An 18,693-nucleotide genomic window follows, 5' to 3' on the forward strand; every position below is an offset into this window, starting at 1 on the left:
ATCGCGGCGTTCCTCAGCTTGGTCTTGCTCAGCGGTTTGTCGATTGGCATAAATGCTCCGGGGTCGGGTCATGTTATGCCTCGCACACAAAATTCAGGACAGGTCCGAGGCGCTCAGCAGGCTGCCGCCGCGCGAGTAAACCTCGGTGCTGCCGTCGGCGCTGCGGTAGACCCATCGGCCACCGATCGATTCGATCCAGGTCGAGTTGCTGAAGGTCCCGCCGATCAGGCGTGTCCTCCAGCGCGCGCCATCCAGCTCGAAAACGAGTGCGTCGCCACTGGGACGATGCAGCCTGATCGTCTGAGGCCAGTCGCCCGCCGCGGAGGCCTCGGCCTTCATGTCGAGGATCGAATGCCATTTCGGACCGAAGACGCCTGACTTCGTGGACAGTCCGACGAACGTGCGCTCCATCATCAAGCCGTAGGGCGTGGCCGCGGCGAAGTCGAGCTCCGTCTCGATCTTGTTGCCATTGGAGAGCCGCACAGGATTTCCCGCGCAGGCATCCTTGGCACGATCAGGCTTGTTCTCGGCCTTGGCATTGCCCCCGCCCCCACCGACGCCAGGCGCCGGCGCCTGGCCGACACTCGCCGGGCTCCAGTAGACGACGAGCCCCCCGCCGGCTCGCACGCGGTTCCCGCTCACGCGGACCGTCTCCAGCGTCAGATCCGCCTTGGGCGCGGCCTCCCCGTCCGCCAGGTCAGTCACGATCTGCGCTTGCGATTCGCTCCAAACCATCGTGGCGATGGCGGCGCAAATGATGGAACGCGCATAGCCGCGCGTCATCTTCCGATGCTTCTTCATTCCTCTCCCTCAGCGGTGACCGCTTCTTCTATGGAGACGGAATGTCCCTTCAGCTTCACAAGAATGAAATGAGGAAAACACCCGGGTGCCCACGCCCGAGGGTCACATCGCACCAGACGCTGCCAAGACAAGCGCCCCAGCACCGCGCAGAGCCCGCTCAGGTCAGTCCAGCGCCCACGCCATCTCGACGCCCTTGCCCTTGAGCCACGCCCTCGCCGCCGAGAAATGCCCGCACCCGATGAACGGCACCGGCCCGCGCGTGGCCGACAACGGCGACGGGTGATTGGCCTGCAGCACCAGGTGCCCCTGCCCCGCCGCTTCGACCAGCGGCGCCTTGGCCTGCGCATGCGCGCCCCACAGCAGGTAGACCTTGGGGGCCGGGTCTCTCGCGGTAGCCGCGATGAGCGAGTCGGTCAGCGACTCCCAGCCCTTCTTCGCATGGCTGGCGGCGGCGCCGTCCTCGACGGTGAGGCTGGTGTTGAGCAGCAGCACGCCGCGCCGGGCCCAGTCGACGAGGTGGCCGGACATCGCCGGCTGCTGACCCAGGTCGCGCTGCAGCTCCTTGAAGATGTTGCGCAGCGACGGAGGGAGCTTCACGCCCACCGGCACGGAGAACGCCAAACCCTCCGCCTGGCCCGGCCCGTGATACGGGTCCTGGCCGACGATCACGACCTTGACGCTCGCGAGCGGCGTCAGGCGCAACGCGCGCAGCGGGTCGGGCGGATAGATCACGGCGTCATCGGCCAGGCGTGCCTTCAGCAGCGCCTCGACGCGCCGGCCGTCGGCCGCGGCGCGCCAGGCATCGACCAGCGGCTGCCAGCCGTCACCAACCTGCCAGTCGACGCCGGTGAAGCTCGCTGCATCCGTCATGGCCGGGCCCATCAGCGAAACAGCTCGGCCAGCGCCGCGCCCGGATCGGGCGCGCGCATGAAGGCCTCTCCGACGAGGAAGGCGTTGACGCGGGCGTCGCGCATCGTGGCGACATCGTCGGGGCCGAGGATGCCGGACTCCGTCACCAGCAGGCGATCGGGCGGCACGTGCTTCAGCAGGCCCAGCGTCGTGTCCAGCGTCACCTCGAAGGTCTTCAGGTTGCGGTTGTTGATGCCCACCATCGGCGTCTTCAAGCGCAGCGCGCGGTCGAGCTCCTGCCCGTCGTGCACCTCCACCAGCACGTCCAGGCCCAGCCCCTGCGCGCAATCCTCCAGCTCCGTCATCAGCCCGTCGTCCAGGCTCGCGGCGATCAGCAGGATGCAGTCCGCGCCCATCGCGCGGGCTTCGTAGACCTGGTAGGCATCGACCATGAAGTCCTTGCGCAACACCGGCAACGCGCACGCCGCGCGGGCTTGCCGCAGGTACTCCGTCGCGCCCTGGAAGAACGGCGCGTCGGTCAGCACGCTCAGGCAAGCGGCACCGTGGCGCTCGTAGCTGGCGGCGATGTCGGCGGGCCGGAAGTCCTCGCGTAGCACGCCCTTGCTCGGGCTGGCCTTCTTCACCTCGGCGATGACGCCGCTGCGCCCCGCGGCGATCTTGGCGCGCAGCGCCGTCTCGAAGCCGCGTGTCGGCTCCGTGCGGGACTCGGCCTCGGCGCGCAGGGCGGCCAGCGGCAGGCGAGCCTTGGCCGCGGCGACTTCATCGCGCTTGACGGCGTTGATGCGATCCAGGATGTCAGACATACGATTCCTTCTTTCTCAACGGACTCGAATCCCGGTCAGAGACTGAGCCCTTCGCGCGACATCGACAGCCGGCGCGCGATCACATCGGCGAGCCGGCTGACCAGCTCATGCTCGCGGCGATCCGCGCCCGCGCGGGTCTGCAGCACGCGCAGCGGTCGGCCCCCATCCTCGTGCCGGAACTCCAGCGCCAGCGAGCGCCGCTTGTTGCCCGCCACGCAGCACACGCGCCAGCCCGGCGCATCCAGCGAGGCCGGCACGCCCGGCTCGCCTTCCGGCGCGATGCGGCGCGACGCGAAGTCCAGCCGCCAGCCGATGCCGCGGCGCTTCATCAGCGTCCACATCAGCATGCCGGCCACCACCATCGCCAGCGCGAGCCAGCCCAGTTCCTCACGCCACGGCAGCGAGGCCTGGCGCGTCGCCCACAGGCCCAGCGCGGTACCGCCCAGGCCGACGACGAGCGCGGCCGGATGGGGCTCGATCTTCGGCAGCAGCACGCTGGGCTCGCCCTCGCTCTGCGCGATCAGCGTCTGCCACAGCGCGCGGTCGGAGCGCATCAGCCCTGGGCCCTCGCGTGCGCCTGCGTGGCGGCGACGAATTGATCCAGCCTGGCGCGCGCCGCGCCGGAGCCGATCGCCGCGCGCGCCAGCTCGATGCCGCCCGCGATGCTCTCGGCGAGGTTGGCCGCGTACAGCGTCGCACCCGCGTTCAGCAGCACGATGTCGCGCGCCGGACCCGGCTCGTTGGCGAGCACGCCCAGCAGGATCTGGCGGCTCTCCTCCGGGCCGCTGACGCGCAGGTTGCGGCTCGCGACCATCGCCATGCCGAAGTCCTCCGGATGGACCTCGTACTCGCGGATCTCGCCGTTGCGCAGTTCACCGACCATCGTCGCGGCGCCGAGCGAGATCTCGTCCATGCCGTCCTTGCCGTAGACCACGACGGCGTGCTCCGCGCCCAGGCGCTGCATCACGCGCACCTGGATGCCGACCAGGTCCGGATGGAACACGCCCATCAGGATGTTGGGCGCGCCAGCCGGGTTGGTCAGCGGGCCCAGGATGTTGAAGATCGTGCGGACGCCCAGCTCCTTGCGCACCGGCGCGATGTTCTTCATCGCCGGGTGGTGGTTGGGCGCGAACATGAAGCCGATGCCGGTCTCCCGCACACAGTCCGCCACCGCCTGCGGCGGCAGCGACAGCGAGACGCCCAGCGCCTCCAGCACGTCGGCGCTGCCGGTCTTGGAGGACACGCTGCGGTTGCCGTGCTTGGCCACCTGCGCGCCCGCCGCGGCGGCCACGAACATCGAGCAGGTCGAGATGTTGAAGGTGTGCGCGCCGTCGCCGCCCGTGCCGACGACGTCGACCAGGTGCGGCCCCGGCTCGATCGGCACCTTGACCGAGAACTCGCGCATCACCTGCGCGGCGGCGGTGATCTCGCCGATGGTTTCCTTCTTCACGCGCAGACCGATCAGGATCGCGGCGGCGGTCACCGGCGAGATGTCGCCGCTCATGATGCGGCGCATCAGCGACAGCATCTCGTCGTGGAAGATCTCGCGGTGGTCGATGACGCGGGTCAGCGCCTCGTTGTCGGTGATGGGCATGGCGGGTCCCCTGTTCCGTTGTTCAGCGTGATTCGGCTTGGTTCAACCGGCTTCAGCGTTGCGCGGCGCTTCTCGGTGTCATGCGCGTCGCGAGGCGCCGTGCCGCGTCGTGTCTGGTCGTGTGGCGTCGTGTCGTGCGTGCCCCGGGTCGACGTGCGTCAGCCAGCGTCGGCGCCGCGCGGCTCAGCCCTGGCGGGTCGAGAAGAACTCGCGCGTCGCGGCGATCGTTCGGTCGATGCCGTCGGCGTCCACGTCGAGGTGGGCGACGAAACGCAGCTTGTACAGCCCCGTCGTCAGCACGCCGCGAGACTTCAGATGCGCCACCAGGTCGGCGGCGATGTCCGTCGCCACGTCGCAGAAGACGATGTTGGTCTGCGGCGCCTCGACAGTCAGGCCGGACAGGCCTTGCAGGCCCTCGGCCAGCCGCTTGGCGAGCGCGTGATCGTCGGCCAGGCGGCGCACCTGATGCTCCAGCGCGTGATGCGCCGCCGAGGCCAGCACGCCCGCCTGGCGCATGCCGCCGCCGAGCATCTTGCGCCAGCGATGCGCGCGGCCGATCAGCTCGCGCGAGCCGCACAGCACCGATCCCACCGGCGCGCCCAGCCCCTTCGAGAAACACACCGAGACGCTGTCGAAATGCGCGCAGATGCGCCCGGCCGCCGCGTAGGGATCGGCGGGGTCGAGCGCCACCGCGGCGTTGAACAGCCGCGCGCCATCCAGGTGCCGCGCCAGGCCGTGACGCCGTGCCAGCGCCGACGCCGCGGCCAGGTAGTCCATGGGCAGCACCTTGCCGCCGATCGTGTTCTCCAGCGCCAGCAGCCGCGTGCGCGCGAAGTGGGCATCGTCGGGCTTGATGTTGGCCTCGATGTCGGCCAGCGGCAGCGAGCCGTCGGGCGCGTGATTCAGCGGCTGCGGCTGGATCGAGCCCAGCACCGCCGCCCCGCCGCCCTCCCAGCGATAGGTGTGGGCGAACTGGCCGACGATGTACTCGTCGCCGCGCTGGCAATGCGCCATCAGCGCGCACAGGTTGCTCTGCGTGCCGCTGGGCATGAACAGCGCGGCCTCGAAGCCGAGCCGCTCCGCCAGCGCCGCCTGCAGCGCGTTGACGCTGGGATCGTCGCCGAAGACGTCGTCGCCCAGGGGCGCGGCGGCCATCGCGGCGCGCATGCCGGCGGTGGGCTGCGTGACGGTGTCGCTGCGCAGGTCGACGACCGTCGCGTTCGTGCTTGCATTCATCGCGCCAACTCCAGGAAGTTCTTGAGCATCGCGTGGCCGTGCTCGGACAGGATGGACTCGGGGTGGAACTGCACGCCCTCCAGCGGCGTGGCGGTACCGGCCAGCGCGCGGTGGCGCACGCCCATGATCTCGCCGTCGTCGGTGCGGGCGCTGATCTCCAGCTCGGCCGGGATCGTCGCCTCCTCGATCGCCAGCGAGTGGTACCGGATCACGTCGAAGCGCGCGGGCAGTCCGGAGAACACGCCCCGCGTGTCGGTCGCGATCGTGCTGGCCTTGCCGTGCATCTGCACCTTGGCCCGCACGATGTTGCCGCCCAGCGCGGCGCCGATGCTCTGGTGCCCCAGGCACACGCCCAGGATCGGCAACCGGCCGATGAAGCGCTGGATCGCCGGCACGCAGACGCCTGCTTCCTTCGGCGTGCACGGCCCGGGCGAGAGCACCAGGTGGGTGGGGTTGAGCGCCGCGATCTCGTCGAGCGTGATCTGGTCGTTGCGGACCGTCTTCACGTCGGCGCCGAGCTCGGCGAAGTACTGCACCAGGTTGAAGGTGAAGCTGTCGTAGTTGTCGATCATCAGCAGCATGTCGTCGCTCCTTGCTCTTTCACTTCGCTTCAGCTTCAGAAGCCTTCTTCGACCAGCTCGGCCGCGCGCAGCAGCGCGCGAGCCTTCGCTTCGGTCTCCTTCCATTCGAGCTCGGGCACCGAGTCCGCCACGATGCCGGCCGCGGCCTGCACGTACAGCACCTGGTCCATGACCACGCCGGTGCGGATCGCGATGGCCAGGTCCATGTCGCCCCCGAAGCTCAGGTAGCCGCAGGCGCCGCCGTAGATGCCGCGCTTGACGGGTTCGAGCGCGTCGATGATCTCCATCGCGCGGATCTTGGGCGCGCCGGACAGCGTGCCGGCCGGGAAGCTGGCGCGGAACACGTCCATGTTGCCGACGCCAGGCTTGAGCAGGCCCTCGACGTTGCTGACGATGTGCATCACATGCGAGTAGCGCTCGACCGCGAACGCGTCGGTGACCTGCACGCTGCCGGTCCGCGCGATGCGGCCGATGTCGTTGCGGGCCAGGTCGATCAGCATCAGATGCTCGGCGCGCTCCTTGGGGTCGGCCTTGAGCTCGACCTCCAGCGCCTGGTCCTGCTCCGGCGTGCCGCCGCGCGGACGGGTGCCGGCCAGCGGACGGATCGTGACCTTGCGGCCGTCGGGCGTCGACTCCTGGCGCACCAGGATCTCCGGCGACGCGCCGACGATCTGGAAGTCCCCCATGTCGTAGAAGTACATGTAGGGGCTGGGGTTGAGCGAGCGCAGCGCGCGGTACAGGCTCAGCGGGGACTCGGTGTAGCGCTTCTTGAGCCGCTGGCCGAAGACGATCTGCATGCAGTCGCCCGCCGCGATGAAGGCCTTGGCGCGGTCCACCGAGGCCAGGAAGTCGGCCTTCGCGAACTCGCGCTCCACCGGATGCGCCTGGCCTCGCGCGACGCGCGGCGCGGCGACCGAGTAGCTCAGCTTGTCCTTGAGCTCCGTCAGCCGCTTCTTGGCGCGGAAGTAGGCCTCGGACTGGCCCGGGTCGGCGTAGACGATCAGGTAGAGCTTGCCGGACAGGTTGTCGATGACGGCGAGTTCCTCGCACTGCAGCAGCATCACGTCCGGCGTGGGCAGGCCGCCTTCAGGGGTGGACGCGGCCAGGCGGGGCTCGATGTAGCGGACCGCGTCGTAGCCGAAGTAGCCGGCCAGGCCGCCGCAGAAGCGCGGCATGCCGGGCCGCAGCGCGACTTTGAAGCGCTGCTGGTAGGCCTCGATGAAGGCGAGCGGGTCGCCGTCATGGGTCTCGATGACCTCGCCGTCGCGGATCACGCGGGTGACGGGGCCTTCGCTCTTGAGCACGGTGCGGGCGGGCAGGCCGATGAAGGAGTAGCGCCCGAAGCGCTCCCCGCCGACCACCGATTCCAGCAGGAAGCTGTGGCGGCCTGGGCCGTTGCCGGCGCACAGCTTCAGGTAGAGCGAGAGCGGTGTCTCCAGATCCGCGAAGGCCTCGCTGATGAGCGGGATGCGGTTGTAGCCGTCGGCGGCCAGGCTTTGGAATTCCAGTTCGGTGATCACGTCGTCATGCCTCATGTCGGTCGCGGCGTGCCGGCGGCGACACGAGGGTCGGCGGCGCGCGCGAGCGGAATCTCAGGTCGCCTGTTGGACCCGCCCCATACGGTAAGGGTGCAGAGGATTCGTGACGGTGGCCCACGTCCGGTGGATCGCAAGGACGATGGGCGGGCAAGCAGCAGGCGGCTTCAGGTGAAGTCGTGCGGGCGTCGCCAGGGCCAGGCTCCCCGGTCGTTCGACCCCTTGATGTGCTTGCGCGTGATAAACATGGTGCGGGGCAGTGTAGCAGCACGATTCCCGATGGTCGCCCCTCGGGCGGTTGGCGGATACTCCGTGACCAGAGCCGGACGAGGAGCCGGCCGATCCTCCACGAGGGAAGGAGACAACATGCACAAGCGCAATGTCCTGATCGCCGGCGCGATGCTGGCCGCCACGATGCTGATGCCCTCGCTGGCATCGGCCCAGGGCACCAGCACGCCGGCCGCGCCCGCGGCGCCACCCGCGCCGGCCGCCGTGCCGGCGCCCATCGAGCTGGCCGGCGTGAAGTACGACGGCAGCGCCGAGGTGGCCGGCCAGAAGCTGCTGCTCAACGGCGCCGGCATCCGCTACAAGGCCATCTTCAAGGTCTACACGGCGGGGCTCTACCTGAACGCCAAGGCGACCACGCCCGAGGCGGTGCTGGCCAACACCGGCCCCAAGCGCATCCACATCCAGATGCTGCGGGACATCGACGGCGAGGAGCTGGGCAAGCTCTTCACCAAAGGCATGGAGCAGAACTCCACCCGCGAGGAATTCGGCCGCTCGATCAACGGCGTGCTGCGCATGGCAGACATCTTCGTGCAGAAGAAGAAGCTCAAGAGCGGTGAGAGCTTCGGCGTCGACTACATCCCGGGCACCGGTACGGTGATCTTCGTCAACAACGCCGTGGTGCCTGGCGAGCCGATCAAGGAAGCGGAGTTCTTCAACATCCTGCTGAAGATCTGGCTCGGCAAGTCGCCCGCGGACAACGGCCTCAAGACGGCGCTGCTGGGCGGCAAGGGCTGACCCTCGCCCGAGCGCGCCGCGCCCGTTCCGCCGCGCGGCACGGGCGGCCCGCGCTCAATCCAGCAGCTGGTCGAGCCGGTCGATGTAGCGCTCCGCGGGCACCTCGCGGATGGGCCGGCCGTGGTTGTAGCCGTAGGTGACCAGCGCGATCGGGCAGCCCGCCGCGTGCGCGGCGCGAGCGTCGTTGCTGGAGTCGCCCACCATCCAGGTCGTCGCGGGCGCACTGCCCAGGGCCTCGCACGTCTTGAGCAGCGGCAGCGGATCGGGCTTCTTGCGCTCGAAGTCGTCGCCGCCGAAGACGCGGTCGAAGAAGCCGTCGAGTCCCTTGCGCTTGAGCAGCTCCCGCGCGAACGCCGCCGGCTTGTTGGTCAGGCAGGCCATCGGCAGGCCGAGCGCGCGCAGCGCCTGCAGGCCCTCGATCACGCCGGGAAAGACATCGGCGTGCTCGCCGTTGAGCACCTCGTAATGGCGCTGGTAGAGCGCCCAGGCTTCGCCATAGAGCGCCTGCGGCGCGCCAGCCTCGGCGAGCACGCTGCGGATCAGGTGCTCGCTGCCCTGCCCGATCGTGTGCTCGACGAAGTCGCGCGCCACCGCGGGCAGCGACAGGTCGGCCATCACCCGGTTCAGCACGGCGACGAAGTCGCCCAGCGTGTCGACGAGCGTGCCGTCGAGGTCGAGCATGAAGGCGGTGGGGGAGGGTTGGTGCAGGCTAATAGAGTTCAGAAATAATGTTCGCATAAGCGCACCTTGCGATTAACAGAGTTCAAAAATCGCTTCGGCCGCCGTCTTCTTCACTGCAAGCGCCCGATGTTTTGCAGGCCTCAACGGACTTGGTGGTCATGGAAACGGTCTATTTCATTGTTGATGAGTCTGGCGCGAAAGGCTTCTCTAACAACGTAGAGGCAGAATTTGGAGAGTTGGGAGTGGCAGCTGGCTACTTCGTACGACACGATGTGCTGAGCCGCGTCCGGGATGACTTCGCGGCGATCCGTGACCAGCTGTCTAGTGGCCATGTGGGGAAGTCTCATGTTGTAGCCCTTACGCCAGACCAGCAAAAACAAGCTCGTCGACTGGTGTTCGACTACTTGCTAGACCGGGACATGTACTGCTGCTACGAGGCCATGTACGTCCAAGGTCTCCATGAGTCTGCAGCACGCACGAACGCAATTCCTAGACCCGACATACCGCGTCCGCCGAACGTCTACTACTCCGAGCCGCGACCTGAGAATCCGAGACTCATCTCAGAACTTTTCAACAGCCTATTCGGCAAAGCGCTGGCATACGCGGTCGACAACTTTGGTCGGGAAGTGACGCTGAAGGTGATCGTCGACAACACCGACGAAGCCGTCTTGGATGAGTACCATGCGGGGGCGCAGCGGTTTCTTGACGTCTTCAAGCCAAAAATAATCCGTCGATTCGGCTTCGACACGGCTTCGAAAAAGAAGATCGTTCATGCCGCCGAGATGAAGACAACGGTATCGGAGCCCCAGGTGGAGCAGGTGTTGAGTAGCGCGAAGTTTGACATTTCATGTGAGGACTCCGGGCTTACATTCGCTGCCGACATCTTGGTAGGCAGTCTTCGCCACCATTTGATGAACAAGGTGAAGGATGCCGGGCCTGGCTCGCTCAACTCCAAAGGAGCCATAGCGGGGCATGTTCTGGCGCACCAGATGTACGGCGCGTCTAATCTGCCGTCGCAGCAAAGCCTTCTCGACACCATGTATCGGCATCCGCAGCGGCCATTGGAATGATGCCCGTCAAAGTAGGTGCAGGCTGTCGAATACGGCAGGCTCCAAGGTGCCTCAGGATCAGAAGACCAGAGCATCTGCTGGCACCCGGGCTCGATGACAGGCTGCGCAAGCCGCCAGCAGACCGATTCGGGCAAGTGGCAGGGTCCCTGCGGCCCAATGCGTCCGCTAGGGGCTGACGTGTCCAGCTAACCGCGTACTCAAGTGAACGAGCGGCTAGCGCTCCCACGTGCCATAGGCAAATCTACCTGCCTGCCAGGCGCCTAGTGCAGGGTTAAATTCGGAAACCCACCCAACAGAGTGAGGGTGAAGAGGCAGGGAGGCCCGGGGAAGGATGAAGCTCTCAATTGATACGAAGACTTGGGAAGACTTCAGCAGCGAAGCGTTTGCTTCTTTTGCTGACACGGCGACCCACATCTACATCGACACGTCGTTTTTGATGTGGCTGACGAAGATTGGCCCGAAGTCGTTCGGTGAGTTCAAAGATTGGATCAGTGCCACCTGTCCGGGGCGCTTCTACGTCCCTATCTGGGCGGGTCATGAGTACGCCAACCACTACGTGGCACGTACGCTCGCTGATGAACTGGATGCAGCAACAGGCGAGCTCTCCGGAGTGGCCAAGAGCGCCTATAGCAAGTTGCGGCCGTTCCTCGACGGCGACCTGGTTGCAGGCAAGGCTGTTGAGGCGCAGCAAGTTCAACTTCGCAACGCGCTGAGCGCTTTGGAGACCGCAGCCGATAACTGCCGGCAGTGGAAAAGTCACTACCAAGATCGAACCAAGGCCGTGATGTCGTTCATCACGGAGAACTCGTTGCGCAGCACGCCGGTGTTCGAGCTCATGAACTCCTTCCCCGCCCTGGGCATCGCGCGATTTGACGGACGGATTCCTCCGGGGTTCCAGGATCGAGGCAAAAAGCAGCGGACCGTCGACGATGCCGAAGACGGCAAGGCTGTGACGGGCAGCAACAAGTACGGTGATCTGATCTTCTGGCGCGAAATCCTGGATCACGCCAAAACGGTGCAAGCCAGGCATGTGATCTTGCTTTCCAAGGACGGCAAGAACGACTGGCTTTTCGGTGGCGGCACGCAGCCGAACGATGTCGTTTTGCGTGAGATGGGCAGGAAGTGGAAGCCGCTCCCAGTTCCGCATCCGATGCTGGCCTTCGAGGCCTTCAACACCGCCCAGGTCGAAGGGGTCTCGCTCATCGATTCGGCGTATCTGGGCGCCTTGCTACGACAGCAGCAAGTGCCGGGTGTCAGTGCCTTCGTGGATGTGGCCGTCGTACCGGACCCGCCTCCGCCCATAGACGAACAGAAGGCAGCCAAGCAAGCTGCCATGGCGAAGCTCCCTCCTGAGCAGCGCCATCAGCAAGCGCCAAGTTCGCTGTTCCCCGACGGGAACAATGTCGCTTCAACGCCCCCCGCCTTGGAAAGGGCGATCAGCCAATGCCGGGCGAATCCGCCTGGAGCAACGCCTATGGGCATGCTCGTCCAGCAGATGAGAGAGCTTGTCGCATCCGGCGAAGGGATTTCCTCGCTCCTCACCGAGCAGAACTTCGCATCGCGAACGACCAACGAATTGGCGACCTTTGGCCGCGTCGTACATGCGCACGTGCTGTCGGGAACGTCGCCGGAGTACACGGAAGCGGCAGCCGACTTGCTAGCCAAGCTGGAGCAGTTTCCGGAAAAGACGGGGGGTGCGGTCCTCCTCGGGATGTTGGTGGCCATGTATGTGCCAGTTCGCGGGGAATGTCGGTTGCCGGCGACTTCGCCTCTGCTTGACGCGCTTTACTCGGTGTCGCGACAGGCATTTGCGAAGGCGGCATGTGAGGCAGTCAGTCTTGAAATTGATAAACAAGAGATGCAACCGCTTTTCCGTCTGACCGGCTCAGTAGTAGAGATTGACGCCAAGTTTGATATTGACGAAACGAATAGGGATGAAGACAGCATCGCGTCTCTATCGCTGGCGAACGAAGAGGTGCTTTCAGAGCCGCAGTTCGGTATGAAGTTGAATCTCCGAAATTTGAGCAACGGGAAGGAGCATCTAAGCGGAGCACAAATCTTGGAACTGACTGGCCGGATGCTAGGAATTCCGGTAGATGCGATCAACGGCGGCGTTGATGCGGATCGACCTTATTTCATTTCGGAAAAAATAGGATTCAAGAATCCTAAAACGGTGTTTGTTGATGGACAGGAGGAAACAGCATGAGCGAAATCAAGATTGAACCCTATTTCGGTGGCTTCGTGCTGGAGACCCTGACCGTCGGGATGTACGGCGAGTCGAGGAATGCGCTTCGCGAATATGTGCAGAACGCCTTCGACAGCGTACGGCGTGCTCATCGCAAGCCAGGCAAGCGTCTCTCGGAGGGGTTGATCAAAATCACAATGGGAGCTGGCGGGTCTGGCCTGACCATTCATGACAACGGAGCCGGGCTCCCCCGCGCGAGTGCGGTTGGGATTCTCACGAGCATCGGTGCGTCAGGAAAAGATTACAAGCGAGAAGCCGGGTTCCGCGGTATTGGAAGGCTGTCCGGGATCGTGTTTACCGATCAGATGATTTTCTCGACGAAGGCAGCCGGAGAAAACGTTACTACCGTCGTGACCTTCGACGCCAAAGCCATGCGTGAAGCCATGAAGCCCGACAGCGCGAGCGAGCTTTCCGCTGAAGCGATGATCACCACTTTCGTCACGGCCAAGCAGACTCCTTCAGCCGAGCTGGATGACCACTTTTTCGAAGTGAAGTTGGTAGGCTTCGAGGACGCTCCAGAAGAGTGCACATCTGCAAAGAAGCTTGAGGCATTTCTCTCCCAGGTGGCACCTGTCCCTTACGGCGAAAATTTGCCCGAGAAGCTGAAGGCAATTCTCAAAGAGGGGCCGACGAGATCCGGCATACCGGTTGAGAGCGTCAAGCTTCAAATCATCGAGGGTAGCAACGTCACGAACGTGGTCCGACCTTATGGAATTCAATACGAGGTTGGCCGTGAACCCAAAGAAGGCGGCGACATCGAAGAAGTTGAAACGGTTGACCTAGCCGACATTCAGTACATCAGTGGTACGGACTGGTGGGGCTGGTGGGGGGATAAAGAGCGTTCTGGACAGTATGGCGACAGCAAGGTCAGTGGCATACGCGTTCGCGTTAAGAACATTCAGATTGATGGCGTGGATGTATTTCGAGATATTTTCAGGGCACAGGGGAAGTCCCATATTCGGTTTCAAGAATGGTTTATCGGTGAAATATTTGTCAAGCCGGAAGCATTGGTTCCAAATGCCCGCAGAGATGGCTTTGAGGAAAACCAGTCATGGAAGAAGGTTCGGCGCGAATGGGGAGTTCCGGCCAAGGCGATGATTGATCGCGCCTACGAGATCTCGGATAAAAGCCAGACCACCATAGAGAAGTTGCGAGAGGACACCGCGACTGCGGTGGAAAGCATCGCAGCCCTTCGCCGCGCCGATTTCCAGAATGCGGATCGAACACTTGAGTTCGCGGCCAAAGTTACGAAGATTCAGAAGCAGGTAGCCAAGGCCTCCAAGAGTGCAAGTCCTCGGGCGCTTCCTGATCTGCAGGCGCTTTCCTCAGAGTTGTTCGACATTCGTACAGAAGCGGTGTCAAAGTTGGCCGCAGCAACCAAACCCGCTGAGGATGAAAAGCTGCGCAATGAGATTCGTCAGGAGCTGATTGAAGAGCTGTTGTCTGTCTTCGAGAGCGAAATCGAACAGCCTTGCCTGGGGCGCGTACGTTCTGTCTTGAGGAAGTACTACAACTAGAGACCGCTGCGGCGATGGATCAAAACCGACCATCGCCGCTCTTTCGGAATCCGCCTCAGCTGAAGAGCCAGCCTCTGAAGAAGCGCTTCAAGCGTTGGGGCCTCCCTCGAGCATCCAGACGCTAGGTGCGGGTCGAGAGGCACACTCGCGCGCGCGTCGCTGTCGAATTTGCACCGCCAGGGTGCAAAAGTGCAGCATCTACACTTAGGGTTTGCACGATCACAGTCGGGATTGCGTGCTTGGTTCAATGGTAGGCGGCAGCTAGGACTGCCGCTTTTGCATTTTTTGGCTGCACAAGCCCTGAGGAGAAGCATGGAAATCCACGGCATGCTCGGTCGCTGCGGCGACCGGGAGGTATTCCTGGGGTTCGCATGCGCGCGTGACCTGGTCGCGTACAGCTTTGCTGACGTCCTGGACGAGACCACGGGCGTTGGGTACCAGCGGCGGTTCTCGAAAGAACACAGCCTGGAGTTCAAGCGGTACATCCAGACTGAAGGCGCAACCTCTATCCCGCTGACGTTCAATCTGCGCGCCCCCACCGAAAGTTGGTCGCTGGAGCGTGGGCCAGGGAAGTCAGCAGTTCTTCGCCTTCCCGAAGAGCCTGCGCAGGTACTCGTTCAGGTCGACGGCCAACACCGGCTGGGTTTCCTGCAGACGAGTCCCATCGAGTTCGCCTTCATGACGTATATCGGGCTGAGCGTCGAGGAGGAGATGGACGTCTTCCGGGTCATCAACGGCAAGGCTAAGGGCCTCAGCAACAGCCTGATCGACTTCACGGACGCTCGCCTCATTGGGGCTGACCTTCCGAAGGTGAAGCCTGAGCTCTATGTGGCACTGCGCCTTCACGAAGACGAACAGTCGCCTTGGTTCAAGCGTTTGGACCTCGGCGGCGACAAGACCGTCGGCACGAAGCGAATTGCCTCCCTGCGAACGATGCAGGTCGCGGTACGACGCCTCATCCGTGCGGCGAACTGGAGCTCGCCTCCACCCGCTCAGCGAATTGCCGCGCTGACCATCGACTTCTGGCGAGCCGTGGCCTTCATCCTTCCAGAGGCTTGGGCCGCGCCACGCAGCCACGTGCTGACCAAGGGAATTGGTGTCTACGCACTGATGAGCTTCGCCGGTCATCTCATCTGCGAGGCGCAAAAGTCCTGCGATTCGCCGGACTTCGATTTCTTCGTGTCCCATCTTTCCGACTTTGTTGACCGCATCGATTGGTCAAACTTGGGACCACTGCATGGCTTTGGCGGTGCAGGCGGCGCCGATGCTGCCCTTCAGTTGATTCTTCAGATCCGTTTCTCGAGCCTCGAGCGGTACCACTCTCATGCCTAACAAGAACATTCTGCTCATCGAGCCCGGCTACAAGAACAAGTACCCGCCGCTCGGACTGATGAAGTTGGCGGCCTATCACGGCCCTCATGGCAAGCGTGACAACGTCAAGTTCATCAAGGGCGAGGTTGATCGGTCAGTTCTTGAGATGAACTGGGACCGCATCTATGTGACGACGCTGTTCTCTTTCGAATGGAAGGAGATCTCAAAGTCGATCAACTTCGCGATGGAGTGCGCGAGGGGCAACGCCACGAAGGTGTTTGTCGGTGGCATCGCCGCATCGCTCATGCACGAGCAGTTCATCGCCGAAGCAGGCTGGCGTGGCATTCGTTTCATCAAGGGCTTGTTGAGCGAGTCGCCGGCCGTCTCGCTTCAGCTGGATGAGTTCGAAGAGGAGCTCTATTCGGACGACCAGCATGGGACCCCCATCGAAGATCTGGTTCCGGACTACTCAATCCTGGAGCACATCCGCGGCCAGTACAGCTACCCGGTCCACGACGCGTACTTCACCTACGCATCACGTGGCTGCGTTCGCAAGTGCCATTTCTGCGGCGTGCCCAAGCTCGAAGGCGCTCAGCGCGACGCTCAGTCGATCACCGGCCTGGTCCGCGCGATTGATGACCTGTACGGTCCTCGCCGCGACCTCATGCTGATGGACAACAACGTGGTGGCGTCGGCGAACTACCGAAACATCATTGCGGAGATTCGCGACCTTGGCTTCACGCCAGGTGCAAAGCTATCTCGGCCAGGGAAGGTGCCTGTCCAGCGACGGGTCGACTTCAACCAAGGCGTCGACGCGCGCATCCTTTGCAAAGACAAGATGTACCTGCAGGAGATGGCGACCATTTGCCTGAAGCCACTGCGAATCGCCTTTGACCATATCGGCACCCGCAAGCCTTATCAGCAAGCCATCGAGTACGCGCACGAAGCGAACCTTCGAGAGTTGTCCAACTACATGCTCTACAACTTCAAGGACACGCCTGAAGACTTGTATCAGCGCATGCGGCTGAACATCGACTTGAACGAGCGACTGAATATTCGAATCTTCTCGTTCCCCATGCGCTACCAGCCCACGGATCTGAAGGATCGCACGCACGTGGGAGACAACTGGAACAAGTACTACCTGCGTTCGATGCAGATCATCCTGCAGGCGACTCACGGCATCGTGAGTGGCTCGCCGGACTTCTTCAAGACGGCATTTGGCGAGACTGAGGAAAGTTTCGAAGCCCTGCTGCTGCGCCCTCAGCACTACCTCTTCAATCGCTTCTGGTACGACAAGTACGACGGACGGCCTGAACTCGACGTCTTCCTCAAGTTGTTCGCCAAGCTGAGCCCGTCTGCTAAGGCAGAGCTCATCAGATTGCTGTCTAGCACCGGACCGTCCTCTTTCCACACGCTGGCGTCGGAAGCCACCGATCGCTCGGTCAAGGACATCCTGCCTTTCTACTCCCCCCCCAGCAAGCAAGCAGAAGCCGAGATCTGGCGCCAGATGAAGCAACGCAATCTGGCGTCGGCGATGGCTGTTGAAGAGATCCCTGAGGACGAACTCGTGGAAGACGCCGGCCTGGCTGAAATCGTTTAAGACCTATCTGGATATTTTTGTGAACAGCAAGCTCTCTTTTGTCGGTGTTCCATCGAAGCCGGCCGCCATTGAAGGCGACGTCGTCGTAGGCAAGGATGTTTTGGAACTCTTTGCGGGAGCGATGTATGCCGACCCGCTGTCGGTCTTCCGGGAGTACGTGCAGAACGCGGCCGACGCGATCGATGAAGCCCGTCAGCAAAAGCTGGTTCCGAACGCTGAGGCGGACGTCAGCATCGTCTTCGACCATGCCGCGAGATCCATCCGCGTACGTGATTTTGGCGCTGGGTTGGCGAACAGCCTTTTCGTCAAACGCCTCACCTCCATCGGTGCGAGCAAGAAGCGTGGAACGACGGCCCGCGGCTTTCGCGGCATTGGACGTCTTAGCGGGCTGGGCTATTGCCAGGAACTGATCTTCCGAAGCCGCAGTGAGGGCGACAAGAAGGTCAAAGAAATGAAGTGGGATGGGCGGATCCTGCGAGAGCGACTCCGTGACACGAACTTCACGGGCTCGTTGTCGGACTTGGTGCGTGAGGTCGCAGTGGTCACCGATCTGCCGGCCGCTGAGTACCCCTCGCACTTCTTTGAGGTCGAGCTGTCCAAAGTACTACGTGTTCGCAACGACATCCTTCTCAATGAGGAGGCCGTGCGCGGCTACCTCTCGGAAGTGGCGCCGGTGCCGTTCGATCCGAAGTTCAAGTTGGGCAAGGAGATCACCGAGTTCCTGGAAGAGCACGGTGTTCAGGAGCCGATTCGCGTCGTGTTGAACGACAAGAAGGGGCAGATCTTCCATCGCGCCAAGGATCACTTCCCGATTTCCCCAAAGGTGCTTTCGACGTTCACGGACGTCAAGTTCATCAAGAACCTCGATTCCGATGGTGAACTGCTCAGCTTCGGCTGGCTGTTGGACCACGCCTACAGCGGCGCGATCGCGCGATCTTTGAGGCTCGGAGGGATTCGTCTTCGCCACAAGAACGTTCAGGTCGGCGACGGCGACATCCTCTCGTCGTGCTTCACTGAGACGCGATTTTCTCAATGGGGCGTGGGCGACATCCACGTCGCCCACGCGCGCATTGTTCCGAACGCGCGTCGCGATGACTTTGAACACACGCCGGCGCACGGCAAGTTGATCGACGAAATGCGCCAGCTGACGCGTGAGGTCACGCAGACCATTCGCTCGCGCTCCGACCAGCGCACGAAGCTGCGTAAGGTGCAGTTCCAGCTGACTTACGCCGCACAGTGGCTTGAAGGATCAGAGTCCGCGAAGTCTTCCCTGATGGTTGCGGCGATGGTGGACCGGGCTGCCGCCCACGTCGCTGAAGCTGAGAAGGCCCTGGGCAAGTTACCTGAGACGGCACCCGACTACGCGCTGGTGAAGGAGCAGCTCGAGCGCACCCAGGATCAAATCAGCAAGCGGGTCAGGGCGAGGAAGAAGGATTGGTCGACCGAGAGCAGCTATGCAGCCGTCTTCGCGATCCTCTCCAGCTCTTCCAAGCTGGAAGCCGTTTTGCCGCTTGCCGAGCGGGTCGTCAGCGCAATGAAGTCTGCTGACTCGGCGAGGCAGGCTCTCGCTGCCTAGGCTGAGCGAGAGGGTCGTCACGGGCAACTTCGCGCGGGTATCTAACCACTGAGGATGTCAGGTCTGAGCGTCGACAAACGCGCAGCCCTGAATCAGGAATCCACGCAAGTCCAGCGACGTCGAGTACTGCAGCGACACAGGGTTGATCTGCATTGAATAAATCGAGACGCTCTGAGCGTTAGTCTTTCGGCGATTCGGCCCCGGCAAGGGGCGAAGGAGAAGTCGTGAGACGGAGTCGTTTTTCGGTGGA

The 18,693-nt window shown here is 63.4% G+C and carries 16 protein-coding genes; 7 read left to right on the forward strand and 9 right to left on the reverse strand.

Annotation, left to right across the window (positions count from 1 at the left end):
- Nucleotides 1-93: 93 nt before the first annotated feature.
- The 8 genes from CDN99_RS27445 to trpE form a co-directional block, all read right to left on the reverse strand.
- Nucleotides 94-801 carry a DUF6531 domain-containing protein gene (locus tag CDN99_RS27445; RefSeq protein ID WP_088388796.1) on the reverse strand — a complete coding sequence of 236 codons (708 nt, stop codon included), beginning with the start codon at nt 799-801 and terminating at the stop codon, nt 94-96.
- Between the two features lie 162 nt (nt 802-963).
- Nucleotides 964-1,671 carry a uracil-DNA glycosylase gene (locus CDN99_RS27450; protein ID WP_238139739.1) on the reverse strand — a complete coding sequence of 236 codons (708 nt, stop codon included), beginning with the start codon at nt 1,669-1,671 and terminating at the stop codon, nt 964-966.
- A gap of 11 nt (nt 1,672-1,682) precedes the next feature.
- On the reverse strand, nt 1,683-2,474 hold the full coding sequence (gene trpC, locus CDN99_RS27455) for an indole-3-glycerol phosphate synthase TrpC (RefSeq protein WP_088388800.1): 792 nt from the start codon (nt 2,472-2,474) through the stop codon (nt 1,683-1,685).
- 35 nt (nt 2,475-2,509) lie between these two features.
- Nucleotides 2,510-3,028: a hypothetical protein gene (locus CDN99_RS27460; RefSeq protein WP_088388803.1), complete on the reverse strand. Its 519-nt coding sequence runs from the start codon at nt 3,026-3,028 to the stop codon at nt 2,510-2,512.
- Nucleotides 3,028-4,068, reverse strand: a complete 1,041-nt coding sequence (gene trpD, locus CDN99_RS27465) for an anthranilate phosphoribosyltransferase (RefSeq protein WP_088388805.1) — start codon at nt 4,066-4,068, stop codon at nt 3,028-3,030. Before trpD ends, CDN99_RS27460 begins: the two co-directional genes overlap by 1 nt.
- Nucleotides 4,069-4,251: 183 nt before the next feature.
- The gene (ltaE, locus tag CDN99_RS27470; protein WP_088388807.1) at nt 4,252-5,304 is read right to left on the reverse strand and encodes a low-specificity L-threonine aldolase; all 1,053 of its coding nucleotides are present in this window, start codon (nt 5,302-5,304) and stop codon (nt 4,252-4,254) included.
- Nucleotides 5,301-5,885: an anthranilate synthase component II gene (locus CDN99_RS27475; protein WP_088388809.1), complete on the reverse strand. Its 585-nt coding sequence runs from the start codon at nt 5,883-5,885 to the stop codon at nt 5,301-5,303. Before CDN99_RS27475 ends, ltaE begins: the two co-directional genes overlap by 4 nt.
- Before the next feature lie 35 nt (nt 5,886-5,920).
- Nucleotides 5,921-7,405, reverse strand: a complete 1,485-nt coding sequence (gene trpE / locus CDN99_RS27480) for an anthranilate synthase component I (protein WP_088388827.1) — start codon at nt 7,403-7,405, stop codon at nt 5,921-5,923.
- 381 nt (nt 7,406-7,786) lie between these two features.
- Between trpE and CDN99_RS27485 the strand changes: the two genes are divergently transcribed.
- Entirely contained in the window at nt 7,787-8,443 is a 657-nt protein-coding gene (locus CDN99_RS27485) for a chalcone isomerase family protein (RefSeq protein WP_088388811.1), read from the forward strand.
- A gap of 54 nt (nt 8,444-8,497) precedes the next feature.
- On the opposite strand, the gene gph is transcribed toward CDN99_RS27485, so the two are convergent.
- Nucleotides 8,498-9,181: a phosphoglycolate phosphatase gene (gene gph / locus CDN99_RS27490; RefSeq protein WP_088388813.1), complete on the reverse strand. Its 684-nt coding sequence runs from the start codon at nt 9,179-9,181 to the stop codon at nt 8,498-8,500.
- 101 nt (nt 9,182-9,282) lie between these two features.
- Here gph and CDN99_RS27495 point away from each other — a divergent pair, with 101 nt between their 5' ends.
- The 6 genes from CDN99_RS27495 to CDN99_RS27520 all read left to right on the forward strand — a co-directional run bounded on the left by CDN99_RS27495 (nt 9,283) and on the right by CDN99_RS27520 (nt 18,443).
- On the forward strand, nt 9,283-10,194 hold the full coding sequence (locus CDN99_RS27495; protein WP_141101025.1) for a hypothetical protein: 912 nt from the start codon (nt 9,283-9,285) through the stop codon (nt 10,192-10,194).
- A 331-nt stretch (nt 10,195-10,525) separates the two neighbouring features.
- Nucleotides 10,526-12,400, forward strand: a complete 1,875-nt coding sequence (locus CDN99_RS27500) for a PIN-like domain-containing protein (RefSeq protein ID WP_088388817.1) — start codon at nt 10,526-10,528, stop codon at nt 12,398-12,400.
- Complete coding sequence (locus CDN99_RS27505; protein ID WP_088388819.1) at nt 12,397-13,956, forward strand: ATP-binding protein; 1,560 nt, start codon at nt 12,397-12,399, stop codon at nt 13,954-13,956. The genes CDN99_RS27500 and CDN99_RS27505 overlap by 4 nt, the downstream gene beginning before the upstream one ends.
- 312 nt (nt 13,957-14,268) lie before the next feature.
- Nucleotides 14,269-15,288 carry a DGQHR domain-containing protein gene (locus tag CDN99_RS27510; protein ID WP_088388821.1) on the forward strand — a complete coding sequence of 340 codons (1,020 nt, stop codon included), beginning with the start codon at nt 14,269-14,271 and terminating at the stop codon, nt 15,286-15,288.
- Entirely contained in the window at nt 15,281-16,867 is a 1,587-nt protein-coding gene (locus CDN99_RS27515; protein WP_088388823.1) for a radical SAM protein, read from the forward strand. The genes CDN99_RS27510 and CDN99_RS27515 overlap by 8 nt, the downstream gene beginning before the upstream one ends.
- Nucleotides 16,868-16,886: 19 nt before the next feature.
- Nucleotides 16,887-18,443 (forward strand): ATP-binding protein, encoded by a 1,557-nt coding sequence (locus CDN99_RS27520; RefSeq protein WP_141101026.1) that lies wholly within the window; start codon nt 16,887-16,889, stop codon nt 18,441-18,443.
- Nucleotides 18,444-18,693: the final 250 nt, after the last annotated feature.

The sequence above is a fragment of the Roseateles aquatilis genome (assembly GCF_002205645.1).
Classification (GTDB): domain Bacteria; phylum Pseudomonadota; class Gammaproteobacteria; order Burkholderiales; family Burkholderiaceae_C; genus Roseateles; species Roseateles aquatilis.

Bases quoted from the DNA above. Each gene is read 5' to 3' on its own strand.
- CDN99_RS27485 (WP_088388811.1), top strand. From the start codon at position 7,787: ATGCACAAGCGCAATGTCCTGATCGCCGGCGCGATGCTGGCCGCCACG.
- CDN99_RS27495 (WP_141101025.1), top strand. From the start codon at position 9,283: ATGGAAACGGTCTATTTCATTGTTGATGAGTCTGGCGCGAAAGGCTTC.
- CDN99_RS27450 (WP_238139739.1), bottom strand. From the start codon at position 1,671: ATGACGGATGCAGCGAGCTTCACCGGCGTCGACTGGCAGGTTGGTGAC.
- trpD (WP_088388805.1), bottom strand. From the start codon at position 4,068: ATGCCCATCACCGACAACGAGGCGCTGACCCGCGTCATCGACCACCGC.
- trpC (WP_088388800.1), bottom strand. From the start codon at position 2,474: ATGTCTGACATCCTGGATCGCATCAACGCCGTCAAGCGCGATGAAGTC.
- gph (WP_088388813.1), bottom strand. From the start codon at position 9,181: ATGCGAACATTATTTCTGAACTCTATTAGCCTGCACCAACCCTCCCCC.
- CDN99_RS27475 (WP_088388809.1), bottom strand. From the start codon at position 5,885: ATGCTGCTGATGATCGACAACTACGACAGCTTCACCTTCAACCTGGTG.
- ltaE (WP_088388807.1), bottom strand. From the start codon at position 5,304: ATGAATGCAAGCACGAACGCGACGGTCGTCGACCTGCGCAGCGACACC.
- CDN99_RS27500 (WP_088388817.1), top strand. From the start codon at position 10,526: ATGAAGCTCTCAATTGATACGAAGACTTGGGAAGACTTCAGCAGCGAA.
- CDN99_RS27460 (WP_088388803.1), bottom strand. From the start codon at position 3,028: ATGCGCTCCGACCGCGCGCTGTGGCAGACGCTGATCGCGCAGAGCGAG.
- CDN99_RS27510 (WP_088388821.1), top strand. From the start codon at position 14,269: ATGGAAATCCACGGCATGCTCGGTCGCTGCGGCGACCGGGAGGTATTC.
- CDN99_RS27505 (WP_088388819.1), top strand. From the start codon at position 12,397: ATGAGCGAAATCAAGATTGAACCCTATTTCGGTGGCTTCGTGCTGGAG.
- CDN99_RS27515 (WP_088388823.1), top strand. From the start codon at position 15,281: ATGCCTAACAAGAACATTCTGCTCATCGAGCCCGGCTACAAGAACAAG.
- CDN99_RS27445 (WP_088388796.1), bottom strand. From the start codon at position 801: ATGAAGAAGCATCGGAAGATGACGCGCGGCTATGCGCGTTCCATCATT.